The organism is Bradyrhizobium sp. USDA 4449 (genome assembly GCF_054056275.1).
This window is the reverse complement of sequence record NZ_JBSRYD010000001.1, coordinates 5,276,604-5,291,400: the sequence shown is the minus strand read 5'-3', so window position 1 is coordinate 5,291,400 and position 14,797 is coordinate 5,276,604. Positions and strand designations below refer to the sequence as shown.

12 protein-coding genes and 1 pseudogene are annotated in these 14,797 nt (G+C 64.2%); 4 read left to right on the top strand and 9 right to left on the bottom strand.

The genetic code is table 11. The features are described 5' to 3' along the window. Positions 1-87 precede the first annotated feature (87 nt). Together ACVIIW_RS24580 and ACVIIW_RS24575 are read left to right on the top strand one after the other, a co-directional pair. The gene (locus ACVIIW_RS24580; RefSeq protein ID WP_456703103.1) at positions 88-1,329 is read left to right on the top strand and encodes an efflux RND transporter periplasmic adaptor subunit; all 1,242 of its coding nucleotides are present in this window, start codon (positions 88-90) and stop codon (positions 1,327-1,329) included. A 136-nt stretch (positions 1,330-1,465) separates the two neighbouring features. Continuing rightward, a complete protein-coding gene (locus ACVIIW_RS24575) occupies positions 1,466-4,666 on the top strand; it encodes an efflux RND transporter permease subunit (RefSeq protein ID WP_456703102.1) in 3,201 nt (1,066 codons plus the stop codon). A gap of 262 nt (positions 4,667-4,928) precedes the next feature. Here the strand turns inward: ACVIIW_RS24575 and ACVIIW_RS24570 are convergent, their stop codons facing one another. From ACVIIW_RS24570 to ACVIIW_RS24550, 5 genes are all read right to left on the bottom strand, one after another. After that, positions 4,929-5,375 carry a MaoC family dehydratase gene (locus ACVIIW_RS24570; RefSeq protein ID WP_456703101.1) on the bottom strand — a complete coding sequence of 149 codons (447 nt, stop codon included), beginning with the start codon at positions 5,373-5,375 and terminating at the stop codon, positions 4,929-4,931. A 392-nt stretch (positions 5,376-5,767) separates the two neighbouring features. Further along, the gene (locus tag ACVIIW_RS24565; RefSeq protein WP_456703100.1) at positions 5,768-6,190 is read right to left on the bottom strand and encodes a hypothetical protein; all 423 of its coding nucleotides are present in this window, start codon (positions 6,188-6,190) and stop codon (positions 5,768-5,770) included. A 12-nt stretch (positions 6,191-6,202) separates the two neighbouring features. Beyond that, positions 6,203-6,424, bottom strand: coding sequence for a hypothetical protein (locus ACVIIW_RS24560; RefSeq protein ID WP_092230347.1), 222 nt, complete (start codon positions 6,422-6,424; stop codon positions 6,203-6,205). Positions 6,425-6,536: 112 nt separating this feature from the next. Beyond that, positions 6,537-7,355 (bottom strand): lytic murein transglycosylase, encoded by an 819-nt coding sequence (locus ACVIIW_RS24555; protein WP_456703099.1) that lies wholly within the window; start codon positions 7,353-7,355, stop codon positions 6,537-6,539. A gap of 127 nt (positions 7,356-7,482) precedes the next feature. Further along, positions 7,483-8,289, bottom strand: coding sequence for a shikimate dehydrogenase family protein (locus ACVIIW_RS24550; protein ID WP_456703098.1), 807 nt, complete (start codon positions 8,287-8,289; stop codon positions 7,483-7,485). A gap of 299 nt (positions 8,290-8,588) precedes the next feature. Here ACVIIW_RS24550 and ACVIIW_RS24545 point away from each other — a divergent pair, with 299 nt between their 5' ends. Both ACVIIW_RS24545 and ACVIIW_RS24540 read left to right on the top strand, forming a co-directional pair. Further along, a complete protein-coding gene (locus ACVIIW_RS24545; RefSeq protein ID WP_456703097.1) occupies positions 8,589-10,214 on the top strand; it encodes a long-chain fatty acid--CoA ligase in 1,626 nt (541 codons plus the stop codon). 33 nt (positions 10,215-10,247) lie between these two features. Beyond that, positions 10,248-10,373, top strand: a pseudogene (locus ACVIIW_RS24540) (acyl-CoA dehydrogenase); the annotation flags it as partial. Positions 10,374-11,131: 758 nt separating this feature from the next. Here ACVIIW_RS24540 and ACVIIW_RS24535 read toward each other — a convergent pair. The 4 genes from ACVIIW_RS24535 to ACVIIW_RS24520 are packed head-to-tail and all read right to left on the bottom strand — an operon-like array spanning position 11,132 to position 14,725. Next, positions 11,132-11,998, bottom strand: a complete 867-nt coding sequence (locus tag ACVIIW_RS24535; protein WP_456703096.1) for an efflux RND transporter periplasmic adaptor subunit — start codon at positions 11,996-11,998, stop codon at positions 11,132-11,134. Further along, positions 11,995-12,201 carry a DUF1656 domain-containing protein gene (locus ACVIIW_RS24530; RefSeq protein WP_456703095.1) on the bottom strand — a complete coding sequence of 69 codons (207 nt, stop codon included), beginning with the start codon at positions 12,199-12,201 and terminating at the stop codon, positions 11,995-11,997. The genes ACVIIW_RS24535 and ACVIIW_RS24530 overlap by 4 nt, the downstream gene beginning before the upstream one ends. Beyond that, complete coding sequence (locus ACVIIW_RS24525; protein ID WP_456703094.1) at positions 12,198-14,249, bottom strand: FUSC family protein; 2,052 nt, start codon at positions 14,247-14,249, stop codon at positions 12,198-12,200. The genes ACVIIW_RS24530 and ACVIIW_RS24525 overlap by 4 nt, the downstream gene beginning before the upstream one ends. A 2-nt stretch (positions 14,250-14,251) precedes the next feature. Then, on the bottom strand, positions 14,252-14,725 hold the full coding sequence (locus ACVIIW_RS24520; protein WP_456705253.1) for a MarR family winged helix-turn-helix transcriptional regulator: 474 nt from the start codon (positions 14,723-14,725) through the stop codon (positions 14,252-14,254). Positions 14,726-14,797 lie beyond the last annotated feature (72 nt).

Here is a 14,797-nt window from a genome sequence, read left to right as displayed (position 1 = left end):
TTTTCTTAGTGAATGATACATAAGTCTCTTGCGCTGCGATATCCAGCTCCACATCTGTAGTGAACATTACATATCTGGAGCGCGCAAATGCCCCCCTCCCCAAGCACCTCGCGTCCCCGCCGTATCCGCCGCATGCTCGGCGGCGTTGCTGCCATGGGCACCCTCGCCATAGCCGGCTCCGTCGCGACGGGGCACTACTTCCGTTCAGCGCAAGCGACCGCAACAGCGGCCGCGGCTGAGCAGGCCGTCTCCGTGACCGTCGCGATGATCGAGCCGAAGCAGACCGTGCTGTGGGACGATTTTTCCGGCCGGTTAGAGGCCATCCAGCGCGTCGAGCTTCGTCCGCGTGTGGCGGGTGCGATCCTCTCCACCAACTTCACGGAGGGCGCGCTCGTGAAGGCGGGCGACGTCCTGTTCAAGATCGATCCTGCGCCCTATGAGGCCGAGGTCGACAAGGCCAACGCGCAGCTCGAAGCCGCAAAGGCGCGCGCGGTGTTCACCCAGAGCGAGCTCGACCGCGGCGCGCAGCTGGTCGGCAATGCCGTGGTGACGCGGCGCGACTACGACCAGCGCGACAACGCCAATCGCGAAGCCATCGCCAACGTCAAGGCGGCGGAAGCGACGCTCCAGACCGCAAAGCTCAATCTCGACTACACGGAAGTGCGCGCGCCCGTGGACGGCCGCGTCGGCAAGATCGAGGTCACCGTCGGCAATCTCGTCGCCGCGGGCACTGCTTCGCCAGTGCTGACGTCGCTGGTCTCGGTCAATCCGATCTACGCGTCGTTCGATGCTGACGAGGAGGTCGTGCTGCGGGCGCTGAACGCGATCGCAGACGGCACCGGCAAGCGCGGCAATCTCGACCAGATCCCGGTGGAGATGGCGACCTCAGGCGGTCTCTCCGCCAAGGGCCACATCCAGCTGATCGATAACCAGGTCAACGGCCACAGCGGCACCATCCGTGTGCGCGCGGTATTCCCCAACGACGACGGGCGTCTCATTCCCGGCCAGTTCGCTCGCGTGCGCATGGGCCAGCCGAAGCAGCAGACGCTCGTGATGATCGACGAGCGCGCGATCGGCACCGACCAGGATAAGAAGTTCGTGATGGCCGTCGGCGACGACAGCCGCGCGGTCTATCGGCCGATCACGCTCGGTGGCTCGGTCGACGGCCTTCGCATCGTGACGGCGGGCCTCAAGACCGGCGACCGCATCGTCGTCAACGGACTGCAGCGCGTGCGCCCCGGGGCCCTCCTCAAGACCGAGGTGGCTGCGATGGGCGCGCGCGGACAGCAGGCCTCCAACCACAGTAACCAGGACGTGGTGCAACGCTAGTTACGTTGCCGGGACACGCGACACGCGCCCGGAACGACGACTTGACGACCAAGGCATCGCATCTCGATTCCGCGTTCGCGGGCAAAGCCCACGTCCCGGACAACGGGATAGCTGTCGCTCGCGCAGGGGCAAGACCATGAATCTCTCAAAGTTCTTCATCGATCGTCCGATTTTCGCCGGCGTGCTGTCGGTCGTGATTTTCCTGGCCGGGCTGATCTCGCTGCTGGCAATGCCGATTTCGGAATACCCCGACGTCGTGCCGCCCTCCGTCGTGGTGCGCGCGACCTATCCCGGGGCCAATCCCAAGGTCATCGCGGAGACCGTGGCTACTCCCATCGAGGAGCAGATCAACGGCGTCGAGAACATGCTGTACATGTCGAGCCAGGCGACCACCGACGGCGCGATGACGCTGACGGTGACGTTCCGGCTCGGCACCGACCCCGACAAGGCGACGCAGCTGGTGCAGAACCGCGTGCAGCAGGCCGAGCCGCGTCTTCCGGCCGTGGTCCGTCAGCTCGGCATCATCACCAAGAAATCGTCGCCCGACCTCACCATGGTGGTGCATCTGTTGTCGCCGAACAACCGCTACGACATGACTTACTTGCGCAACTACGCGGTGCTCAACGTCAAGGACCGTCTCGCGCGCATCGACGGCGTCGGCGACGTCCAGCTCTACGGCGCCGGCGACTATTCGATGCGGGTCTGGGTCGATCCGCAAAAGGCGGCCGAGCACGGCCTGACGGCAAGCGACATCGTTAAGGCGATCCAGGCGCAGAACGTCGAGGCTGCGGCCGGCGTGGTCGGCTCGTCGCCGAACGTCAAAGGAATCGATCTGCAACTGTCCGTCAATGCCGAGGGACGGCTCGGCAACGAAGAGCAGTTCGGCGACATCGTGGTCAAGACGGGCTCGCAGGGCGAGGTCGTGCGCCTGCGCGACGTCGCGCGTATCGAGCTCGGCGCATCCGAATATGGCCTGCGCTCGCTGCTCGACAACAAGCAGGCGGTGGCGATCCCGATCTTCCAGGCACCAGGCTCCAACGCGCTCGAAATTTCCGATCACGTCCGCGCCACCATGGCCGAGATCAAGAAGAACATGCCGGAGGGCGTGTCGTACCAGATCGTCTACGATCCCACCCAGTTCGTTCGCTCCTCGATCGAGGCCGTGATCCACACCCTGCTGGAGGCGATCGCGCTGGTGGTGCTGGTGGTGATCCTGTTCCTCCAGACCTGGCGCGCTTCGATCATCCCCCTGCTCGCTGTCCCCGTGTCGATCGTCGGCACCTTCGCGGTGATGCATCTGTTTGGCTTTTCCATCAACGCGCTCAGCCTGTTTGGCCTGGTGCTCGCCATCGGCATCGTCGTCGACGACGCCATCGTCGTGGTCGAGAACGTCGAGCGCAACATCGAGGGCGGGCTGTCGCCCCGCGACGCGACCTATCAGGCGATGCGCGAGGTGTCCGGGCCGATCATCGCGATCGCCATGGTGCTGATCGCGGTATTCGTTCCGCTCGCCTTCATCTCCGGTCTTACCGGTCAGTTCTACAAGCAGTTCGCGTTGACCATCGCGATCTCGACCGTGATCTCGGCGGTGAACTCGCTAACGTTGTCGCCGGCCCTGTCGGCGCTGCTGCTCAAGGGCCACAACGAGCCAAAGGACCGGCCGACGATCGTCATGGAGAAGAGCCTCGGCTGGTTCTTCCGCCGCTTCAACCGTGCCTTCACCTACTCCTCCAACAGCTACAGCGGCACGGTCACCAAGGTGATCTCGGGCAAGGCTGCCGTGATGGGCCTCTACGTAGCGCTGGTCGGCCTCACCGCCTTGCTTTTCCAGCAGGTGCCTGGTGGATTCGTGCCCGGCCAGGACAAGCAATATCTTGTTGGATTCGCTCGCTTGCCCGATGGCGCCACGCTGGATCGCACGGAAGAAGTGATCCGTAAAATGAGCGACATCGCACTAACCCAACAAGGCGTCGAAAGCTCCGTCGCCTTCCCCGGCCTGTCCATCTCCGGCTTCACCAACTCGTCTAACGCCGGCATCGTGTTCTCGACCCTGAAGCCGTTCGATGAGCGCAAGAGCCCGGCCCTGAGCGGCAATGCGATCGCGGCCGATCTCAACAAGAAGTACGCCGGCATCCAGGAAGCCTTCATCGCCATGTTCCCGCCGCCGCCGGTCAACGGCCTCGGCACCATCGGCGGCTTCAAGCTGCAGATCGAGGACCGCGCCGGTCTCGGCTACGAGGCGCTGAACGACGCAACGAAGGCGTTCATGGCGGCGATGCAGAAGGCGCCGGAGATCGCCGGCGTGTTCTCGAGCTTCCAGGTCAACGTGCCGCAGTTGTTCGCCGATATCGACCGCACCAAGGCGCTCCAGCTCGGTGTACCCGTGACTGAAGTCTTCAACACGCTCCAGATCTACCTCGGCTCCTACTACGTCAACGACTTCAACAAGTTTGGCCGCACCTATTCCGTCTATGTCCAGGCCGATGCGCCGTTCCGCGCCCGCGCCGACGACATCAGGCAGTTGAAGGTGCGTTCGTCCTCCGGCGACATGGTGCCGTTGTCGGCGCTGATGACGATCCGCCAGAGCGCGGGGCCTGAGCGCGCGATCCGCTACAACGGATTCCTGTCGTCCGACATCAACGCGGCGGCGGCCCCCGGCTTCTCGTCGGGCCAGGCACAGGAGGCAGCCACGCGGATTGCGGCGGAGACATTGCCGCCCGGCTTTGCCTTCGAATGGACCGACCTGACCTATCAGGAGTTCATCGCCGGCAATTCCGGCCTCTGGGTCTTCCCGCTCGCGATCCTGCTGGTGTTCCTGGTCTTGGCAGCGCTCTATGAGAGCCTGACGCTCCCGCTCTCGATCATCATGATCGTGCCGATGGGGCTGCTGGCCGCCATGTTCGGCGTGTGGCTCTCGAAGGGTGACAACAACGTCTTCACCCAGATCGGCTTGATCGTGCTTGTCGGCCTCTCCGCCAAGAACGCCATCCTGATCGTCGAATTCGCGCGCGAGCTTGAATTCGCCGGGCGCACCCCGATCCGGGCTGCGATCGAGGCGAGCCGGCTGCGGCTGCGCCCGATCCTGATGACGTCGATGGCCTTCATCATGGGCGTCCTGCCGCTGGTGCTCTCGACCGGCGCCGGCTCCGAGATGCGCCGTGCGATGGGCGTCGCCGTGTTCTCGGGCATGATCGGCGTCACCGTGTTCGGCCTGTTCCTGACGCCGGTGTTTTATGTGCTGCTGCGGACGATCACCGGCATGAAGCCGCTGGTCCATCATGGCAGCGATATCGGCGCGGCGGCAGCCCAAGGTTCGATCACCCGTCCCGGCCACTAGATGGCGGCGCGTTGTGGGTGGCCGGCGGGCGGTCAGTTTCCCACACCGCCCTGCCGGCACTGTCGGCCCAAACCGCGGCGCGATCGATCTCGCGCCCGCCATCGTCCTCGCGCGGATCCAGGATTGGCGCTCGCGCAGATCATCGCGCCAGACGACAGGTGCCTCGCCACCTCGTCGGTGACGTCGAAGGTGGGCTTGGCATGATCGAAGACCATGCCGTCCGGATCGATGCCGACCGGGTCGACGATACGACTGCCCCTTATTAGGCGCGCCGCGGCACGATCGCGATCGGCGTGAAAGTGTAAACCTCCTCGCCGTTCTGGTTGAACATCGTCCATTTCACCAAGGCGATGCCCTGCGGCTTCGACTTCGATGGCGTCAGGCTCATGACCTCGCCGACCAGATGCAGCCGGTCATTCGGCCGCACCGGGAGGGTCCAGCGCAACCCATCAACGCCGGCACCGATCAGGGGGTGTGGCCCGAAGGGACGGGTCTGGATCGCGAGGTTCATGGCGATCGCCGCGGTGTGCCATCCTGATGCAGCCAGGCCCTTGAACAGGGTCGCCTTGGCGGCTTCGTGATCGAGATGCATCGGTTGCGGGTCGAACTCGGCCGCAAACCGCTTGATGTCGGCTTCGCTGACCTCGACCTCCGGCGATTTGAAACGCATGCCAATGGTGAGATCGTCGAACCAAGCGACCTGTGCCATGATTTTGCCTCGAAATGTGATGCGCCGCGCGCGATACGCGTGACGAAAATAGTGATTGCCGGCCCGGGTGTAGCGGTTTGGCTGCTCCGGGACCAGACCCGGTTCCTGGCGAAACCTCTTTCCCAAATCGACGAAATACGCCTGAAACAGATCGCCGGTTAAGTGATCGCCAAAATCATACAGGGACGTGCGTCATGCAATTCATCCTCGACCTGATCAGGGAATATGCTTGCTGTCAGCATCTCGTCGCCCAGCCACTCGGGAGCGACGAGCTATGATCGAACTGATCTCAGCCCTTCTCGCCCTGTGCAGCATCGGCGTATTTGCGGCGCACGCGCTGGACGCCTACCGCACCACGCACCTCTGATCGACCGACCCGGCAGCTCTGACCACTAGAACGGTCGCCGGTAAAAGTGCTCTGAATGCGTTGCCGGTGGGAACCGGTTGGCGAGCGCCAGTGCTCCCTTCTCGTCGGTCTCGAGCGCGATCTTCTGGGCCAGCATCACATCGCCCGGCACGAGGAAGCCTGACGGGACGAAGCACCACCCCATCGTCGCAATCCCGGCCTCATCGACCTCGTGGACGTTGGCGGCGGTGCCGTAGTGAATGCGATAACGCTTGCCGCTGTCGCAGCCGATCACGTCAAAATGCCGGTGCTGCTCGAATTGGGCACGCTGCTCCTCAGACAGCCATTCGGCCAATAGCCGCCTGCCCCGCGCCTCAGGCGTGTTCTCGCCAAAGAAGCGACGGTAGAGCTCGCGGAGCGCGTGCAGACGCGCTCGCGCGGGCGCGCCGAGCCTGAAGACCGCGATCATCGGCCGTTCAGATCAACCGCCGACGAGGCGGGGATAGAACAGCGTTTCCTGCGCGGTCGGGTCGAACGATTTGATCCGCGTGACTTCGCCGGGTCCGGTCCGGTACGCCGCGGTAAAGCCCGCGCCGGTCAACTCCCGAAAGCGCTGTTCGGCCCGCGCCAACGCTTCGGCATTTTCGGGATCAAACTCGTGGCGTGTATCGCCAGTCTGGTCCATCACGATCTGGGTAGCCATGTTGAGTTCTCCTCATGCCCAGCCCTGAACTTGATCTAAGCAAACCTCGTGCTGTCGGTTCCTGAAAGCAACAACTTTCTCTGCCAAGCAGGTCACGCCTTGCGGAGTACCCTCAACGGGCTGCTGCCGCTCCGCCACCCCCGTCGATCTGCCGGCCCATCAGCGCGATGGCCTTCTGGTAGACGCCGGCCGCATTCCAGGCCTGGATCGCGGCAAAATTCGGCTCGCCCGGCTGGTAACCGGCTCCCGCGCGCCAGCCATTGGCTTTCAGGAAATTCGCGGTCGAGCTCAGCGCGTTGGCGGCGACGTCGAGATTGCCGGTGCCGTAGGCCAGGATGTTCTTGGGCATGAACTGGGTCTGGCCGACTTCGCCATGCATGGAGCCACGGGTCGCCCCGGACAGCACGCCGCGGTCGACCAGCTTCAGCGCCGCATAGAGCTGCTCGGTGAAGAACTCAGGACGACGGCAGTCATAGGCGAGTGTCGCAATCGACGAGAGCATGTTCTGGTTGCCCCGCTGGCTGCCGAATCCGGTCTCCATGCCCCAGATCGCGATCAACGGTCCCGGCGGCACGCCGTAGCGCTGCTCGATCGAGGCGAACATCGCCGCCTGCGACTGCTTCAGCGATCGGCCGCGTGCCACGATGGTGGTGGCGCCGCGCTTGGCCAGGAACTGCTCAAGGGAGAGTGAAAAACTGTGCTGGCTGCGATCAGCATTGATGGTGGCGCTGGCGTAATTGGTCTGCATCAGGGCCGAGATCGCGGTCTGGCCGATGCCCTTGCCCTGCGCCTCCGCGCTGAACTGACGCTTCCAGGCCTCGAAGCCGCCGGGCCCGTTGCCGCATTGCGCGGCTTGAGCGGCGGGCATCAGGCACAACAGCAGCGCGGCCGCGCCGATCATCGCCGTCGCAACGGTCTTGCCCTCAGTCATTCCTGCGTTCCCTTCCTCGACTTTGCGCGACCGGCTCGCGCGCGGGCATGATCCTACGTCAGGCGCGCGCGCTCAAGCCCCGAGGAGTGCAATCAATGCAAGCAATGCGCTTGACATGATCAAACCCTTAGCGTCCGCCATCGGTCCCGAGCAGGAAATCCACCATGATGCCTTGGTGCTGCCCGTACATCTCGCTGCCGGTCGCGGTGACGCAGCCCAGCTTGCGGGCTGCTGCGATGAAGGGCGAAATGTCTGGCTTGGTGATGACGCAGCCGCAATAGGCCGACGACGCCAGCCGCGAGGTATCGACCGGCAGCGGATCGCCGTCCCTCATTCCGGCCGGCGTCGCATTGGCGACGAAATCGGAGCCGGACGGATCGATGGTGCCTGCCCGCACGCGCGCCTTACCGAGCTCATTGAGCCGATGGACGAGCGCATCCCGCCGCTCGGCCGAACTGTCGTGAATGGCAAGCTCACTCACCCCGGCCTCGACCAGGGCGAGCGCGATGGCCGAGCCCGCCCCGCCCGCTCCGACGAGAAGCGCCCGCATCCCCTTTGGATCGATCCCCTTCGCCCGCGCGGCACCGACGAAGCCGAGGCCATCCACCATGTCGCCATGCCACGCCCCGTCGGCGCGCCGGCGCATCAGGTTGACGGTGCGCAGGAAGTGCGCGCGTTCGGTCGCACTGGCGCAGGCCTGGTAGCAGGCGAATTTGTGCGGGATCGTCACCACGATGCCATCGAGATTCTTCAACCGCGTCGCGACCGAGAGGAAACCGGTCAGATCGCTGGTGGAGACCTGAACAGGCACCAGAATGCCATCATGGCCGCGCGCTAAGAACTCCGCGGAAACACCGGCGGGCGAGCGCACCTGCGCAATGGGATCGCCGATGATGATGGAGAGCCGCGTCGCCCCCGTAGGGGGCCGGATCATGCCGCTCATGCCGGAACCGGATAGCTGTCGCTCGTCGCGTCGGCCCCATAGGTCAATTCCAGCCCCTCCAAGGCGCCATCACGAGGCCTGCCGGCTGCACCGGTCTTGCGTCTTTGCGCTGACATCAATCTCCTTCACGGCGGCACTGCTTCGGCCTGCAATTTGCGCCAGTTAGCCCTGAAAAGGTGGCGCACGCAATCGCGTCCGCCGCTTTTTGCGTGGACGCCGCGCGACGTTCCGCTACCTTGCCGGCAAGCGCGAACGCATCATGCGAAGACATGATTTTAGTGGAGGGGACGATGCTCGGATTGATGATGGACATGCCGCTGTTGATCAGCGGCCTGATCCAATATGCCGCCGACTATCACGGCGAGGCGGAGATCGTCGCGCGCGAGATCGAAGGTGACATCCACCGTTACACCTATGCCGAGGCCCATCCGCGCATCAAGCGCATGGCGCTGGCGCTCAAGCGGCTCGGCATGAAGCAAGGCGACCGCGTCGGCACGCTGGCCTGGAACACGCATCGTCATTTCGAGATGTTCTACGCAGCGCCCGGCATGGGATACGTGCTGCACACCGTCAATCCGCGACTATTCCCCGAACAACTCGTCTACATCATCAACCACGCCGAAGACCGCATCCTGTTCGTCGACCGCGCCACTCTGCCGATCGTCGAGGCGATCGCGCCGCAGCTGACGGCGGTTGAAGCTTATGTGATCATGTCATCGCGCGAACGCATGCCGGAGACGAAACTTGCGAACGTCCGTTGCTATGAGGAGCTGCTGGACAAGGAGAGCGACGCAGGCTTCGCCTGGCCGGAGTTCGACGAGAAATCCGCCTCCACCATCTGCTACACCTCGGGCACGACAGGCAATCCCAAAGGCGTGATCTATTCGCATCGCGCCGCGATCCTGCAGACCATGACGTGCTCCAGCTTCGACTTCATTCCCGGGCATCGCGAAGGCGTGCGTGAGGTGATGATGCCGATGGCGCCGCTGTTTCACGGCAATGGCTGGAACATGCCGTTCACTGCACCCTATACCGGATCGAAACTGGTGCTGCCCGGCCGCAATTACGAGCCCGACAAGCTCTATGAGCTGCTGGAAGGCGAAAAGGTGACACTGTCAGCTGGCGTGCCGAGCTTCTGGCTGATCCTGCTCGACTGGCTCGGCCGCACCGGCAACAAGTTCTCCAGCCTGCGCGCAACGCTGTCGTCGGGATCGGCACCGCCACGCGCGATGGTCGAGAAGCTCAAGCGCGACTACGGTGTCGACTACATCCAGGCGTGGGGCATGACGGAAGCATTGGGCTGCTCGATGCCGGGGTTGCGGCCGGGCTCGGAGCATCTCAGCGAAACCGAGATCTTCGACCGGCGCCAGGTCTCGGGCCGCGCCTGCTTCGGCACCACCTTGCGCATCGTCGACGATGGCGGCAGCGAGTTGCCGCGCGACGGCAGGACCGTCGGCCATTTGCGCGCCCGCGGCCCCTGGGTCGCCTCCGGCTACATGAAGCTGGACGAGGGCCTCGATCGCGACGGCTGGCTCATCACGGGCGACATGGCCGTGATCGACGCCCACGGCCACGTCACGCTCACCGACCGCTCCAAGGACGTGATCAAGTCGGGCGGCGAATGGATCTCCTCGATCCAGCTCGAAGACGTCGCGCTGTCCCACCCCGATGTGCTGCAAGCCGCCGTGGTCGCAATCGCGCACGAGAAATGGCAGGAGCGCCCTCTTCTGCTTGTCGTCCGCAAGAAGGGCGCGACCATCGACGGCAAGACCCTGCTCGATCACATGCGTCCCAAGATCGCGAGCTGGTGGATGCCTGATGCGGTCGAATTTCTCGACGAATTCCCGATGACGGGCACCGGCAAGGTGCTCAAATCGGCGCTCCGCGAGAAGTTTCGGGGTTATCGCGTCGGCTGAGCCCGCTGGCGACCTCCAAACCCGCACGACGACACGGAGAAGGACAAGGAGCACTGCCTGAAGCCGCTGCACGCAGGCGAAATCCGTTCCTGCTTCGCCATCACCACGCCTGCGGTCGCCTCATCGGACGCGACCAACATCGAGGTGGCCGCATCTCGAAGCTTTGCCCAGGCCTACGCCACTTCACGCCTGCTGCCCCTCGCCGAGGTGCCTGACGAAGTGCACAGGAACCAGATCGCCCGGTTCGAGCTGAAGACGAATTCGAGCGCGTAGGCGAACGCCGGCGCGTCAGCACTGGAACCAGTGCTGTGGGTCGGCATCTAGTCGACACCTGGCGGCGATGCACTGCGACCCGAAAACGCTTCGAGCATCGCTCCGAAAATGATGATCGGCAGATAGAACGCAAGCATGATCGTTTTCCTCCCGCTTTGACAAGCTTGGGCCGCAGGGCCAGGTCTTCGAATTGACACTCTCGCGCCTCGGAACATTTTCGGCGCTTACCGAGCTACCGACGAAACCGAGTCACGGGCAACTTCAAGAACGCATCGCGTCAATCGCATGGGCGATCAGAACGACTGCGCTCGCGGCAATGAGAAACACAAACAACCAGCTCACGTCCGCCTCCGATCCCGGAAGTGAACGCGTTCATCCGTGCACAGTCAAAAACGATCCGCTTGGAACCGCTATTCCGCGGCTCGCTGATGCGTCGCAGCAACAAGTACATCTGCTGTCGGTCCTACCGGCAGAACGCCAAAAGGAGCAACGCGCCGACGACGCAAGCTGCTAGGACTAAAAACCAAACGCTCATACAGTCCCCCGACTCACACACGCGCGAGTCAGGATTAGCCTTACGATTTGGCTTTGAAACGTTCGGTACCGGTTTTCCCCAAGGCAAGCGTGATCATCTGGTCGCTGCGTTAGTCCAATACCTCCACGGTCGCCGAGCGCCCGGCAACCAGCGACATTCCCTCCGGCACCGGATCCAGCGCAATGCGCACGGGCACGCGCTGGGCAAGCCTCACCCAGCTGAAGGTCGGATTGACGTTTGCGAGCAGGCTGGCGCCCTCGGCACGGTCGCGGTCCTCGATGCCGGCGGCGATGCTCTCGACGTGGCCTGTCAGCGTCGCCTTCTCGCCCATGAGGCGGACCACCGCCTTGTCGCCGGTACGAATGCGCGCAAGTTTCGTCTCTTCGAAATAGCCTTCGACATGCAACGTGTCGCTGTCGACCAGCGCCATCACGCCCTTGCCGGCGGAAACGTAAGCGCCGGGGCGCAGGTCCATATTGGTGATCACGCCGTTCACGGACGCCTTGACCTCGCTGCGATCGAGATTGAGCTGGGCAACGGCGCGGTCGGCAACGGCCTGGTCGAAGGCCGCCTTGGCCTGAAGCTGGGTCGCAAGCACCTGTTCCTGCTTCTGCTGCGACACGGCATCGGTCGTCAGCGCACTGTAGCGCTTCAGATCGGCATTGGCCTGATCGAGCGTCGCTTGATGCCCGGCGACCGACGCATCGGCCTGCCGCAGCGCCAGGGCGAACCGCTCGCGATCGATCCTGAACAGCACATCGCCGCGATGGACTTTCTGGTTGTCCTTGACGAGCACGTCGGTGACGAAGCCGGAGACATCAGGCGCGACTTGAACCACGTCCGCGCGCACACGGCCGTCACGCGTCCAGGGCGACTCCATGTAATAGGCCCACAGCTCGCGGCCGACCCCGACCGCGGCGATGACCACGATGATGGTCACTGCAAGCCGGCCGATCCAGGCAAAATTTCCCTTCATGAGAGATACTCCGAGAGATAGACCACGCCGCCGAGGAGGCAAACGAAAACAGCGAAATCGAACAGCGCGCGGTGCCAGACCAGCCGGTACAGGTCGAAGCGTTGCATGAGCCGGCGCAGAAGCGCGCTCAGCACATAGGCGAGGATGATCCAGAGCAGCAGCGCCGGCACCAGCACGCCATAGATGTCGATGACATATCTCATGCCGCCACACTCGCATCTGCACGCGGCCGATAGGCCGGCGCGTCCGGGAATAGGCCCCGGCGGATACCGACGAGGCCGATCAAGGCGTCTTCGCGTGGGCTGTCATTGGGATCTTTCACCGCCTGCGCCAGCGCCCGGTCGACGCTGACCAGAAGCTCGCGCGGCATTCCGCCGCCCGCATAGTTACGGCAGGCGATGGCGAGCTGATCGAGCATGTCGTCGATGACCGCGATGGTCGATGCCGCAAGCCCGTAACGCGCGCGGCGCAGATCGATGATGTTGATCCCGATGCGGAGCTGCACGAGGCTGTCGGCATCGCGCCGGTCGCTCTCGGAGAGGAACGCGATGCGCTGCACCAGTAGCCCGAGACGGTGCAGCATGAGCCCTGCGAACTCCGCGCGGTCGCGTTTTCCCCGTCGTTCGGCCGCAACCGCGATCGTGATCCAGCTCGACAACACCAGGCGATTGGCAATCCATTCCGCCCCCACTCCACGCGCGATCCGCGTCACCAGTTCGGCGATGAGGACGCCGACGAAGAAGGCGACGGCGGAATTGGCGTAGGAGACGAAATCCGCGAAATAGGTCGATTGCAACGCGAGCAGCGTGGCGGTGTTGGCCGCGAGCGCCATGCCGGTGCCCGCCGTGGCCGGCCGCGCGATCAGGAAGCCATAGAGCAGGAAGGTCGGCGCCAGCGCGACGACCAGAACCTCGATATCCGAGATCGCGGGCACCAGCGCGAACAGGTAGATCGCGACGACCACGATGGCGACCAGCGACCACAGGCCGAAGCTGCGGATGAAGCGCGCGGGCTCGTCCTGCGCAGCAAAGAACGAGCAAGCGACCGCCGCCATCATCGGCGCCGATGCACCATCCGGCCAGCCTGTGCCGATCCAGAACGCGCAGCAGATCAGGATGGCCCCGGCCGCGCCGGCCGCCGACCAAAGGGCCATGCCGCGATCGCGGTGGCGGACGGGCGCAGCGCCGGCTTCGGAGTGGAACGCCAGATCGAGCGTCGAGACATTGCGGTTATCGGCGATCGCCTCGGTCAATTCCCGGCAATCGCGCGAGAGGTCGACCAGCTCGCGCAGCCGCGACAGCAGGCTGGTGATGATGATCCGCTCCCAGGACGCGCTGTCATCGAGCACCGCCTGCCGTTCCGCGATCATGGCGCGGATCCGTTCAGCCGGTTGCCGTGTGCTGAGGTCGCTGACGATCCATTGGGCAAGATCCTCCAGCAGTCGCTTCAGCTCGGGCTGCCGCCGCAGAGCTTCCTCCCCTAACGCCGCCAGACGGTCTTCGAGCGAGGCGATCACGGGCAGCAGCATCAGCATCCGCAGCCGGATCTCGCCGAGGCCGGTCACCGCGCTGCGATCGGTCAGCCGGTCATAGGCGAGATGGGTGGAGAGCGTGTCGATCTCGACGATGTCGGTGGCAAGCTTGAGGCGCTTGCCGCGGCGGGTCTCAACGGTGCCCTCGCGCAGCAGGACGACCTGGCTGAGGCGGCGTGCGTCGAGCAGCCAGCTGTCGACACGGCCTGCGACTGCCGGGGCGACACTGCGGGGAAAGACGATCGTGGAGACCAGGCTGGCGCAGATGATGCCGAGGGAAATCTCTTCCAGACGCGCAACAGCCGTGTCGAAAATCGCACCGGGGTCGGACACCGAGGGAAAGCCGATCAGCGCGACCGTGTAGCCGGCCAGCATGAAGACGTAGCTGCGCGGCGTGCCGTCGAGCAGCGACAGATAGAGGCAGAGCCCGACCCAGAGCGCGATCGCGAGGCACAACAGTTCAGGCGCATTGACCAGGTTCGGGACCAGCGCCACTGTCATGATCGCGCCGACCAGCGTGCCCATGACGCGGAAGAAGGCCTTCGAGCTGGTCGCACCTGCGAGCGGCTGTGAGGTGATGTAGACGGTCGCCATCGCCCAATAGGGCCGCGGCAGGTCCATGGCAAGCGCAATGACGAGCGCGAGCATCGCCGCGGCGAACGTCTTCAGAGCAAAAATGAGGTCCGCATGGCGGACCAGGAACGGCTCATCAGGGCGCATAGCTACTTCGCCTCTGGACCGGTCCTGGCGTCCTGTAGCCGGCTGGCCCTCTGTTCGATGCGCTGAAGAGTCTCGAACGTTATCGCAAGTTCCTCGGCCGCGATATCCTTGAGCAGGCGTGCCCGCACCCGCCGCAAGATCCGGTTGGTCTCCTCGACCTTGGCTTCGCCCGCTTTGGTCAGATGGAGCGTTTTGGCACGGCGATCGGTGGCGTCTTCGCGGCGCTCCACCAGACCCTCGGCCTGGAGCAGATCAATCAGGCGCACCAGCGACGGCCCTTCGATGCCGAGCTCGTCGGCCAGCACGCCTTGGCGGACGTTCTCGCCCTGCCGCGACAGCACCAGGAGCGGAATCGCGGTTGCATAGGACAGCCCATGGTCGGACAGCGCCTGATCCGACTCGCGCCGCCAGACGCGGGCCAGGCGCGCGACCAGCCGGCCGATTTCGCCGTGGATGTGAGCCTGCGACAGAGCCATGCAAAATAGATAGGACACGAACTATTAGCCTGCAACTATATATCCGGAACATTCAGACCGATCACGCAAAAG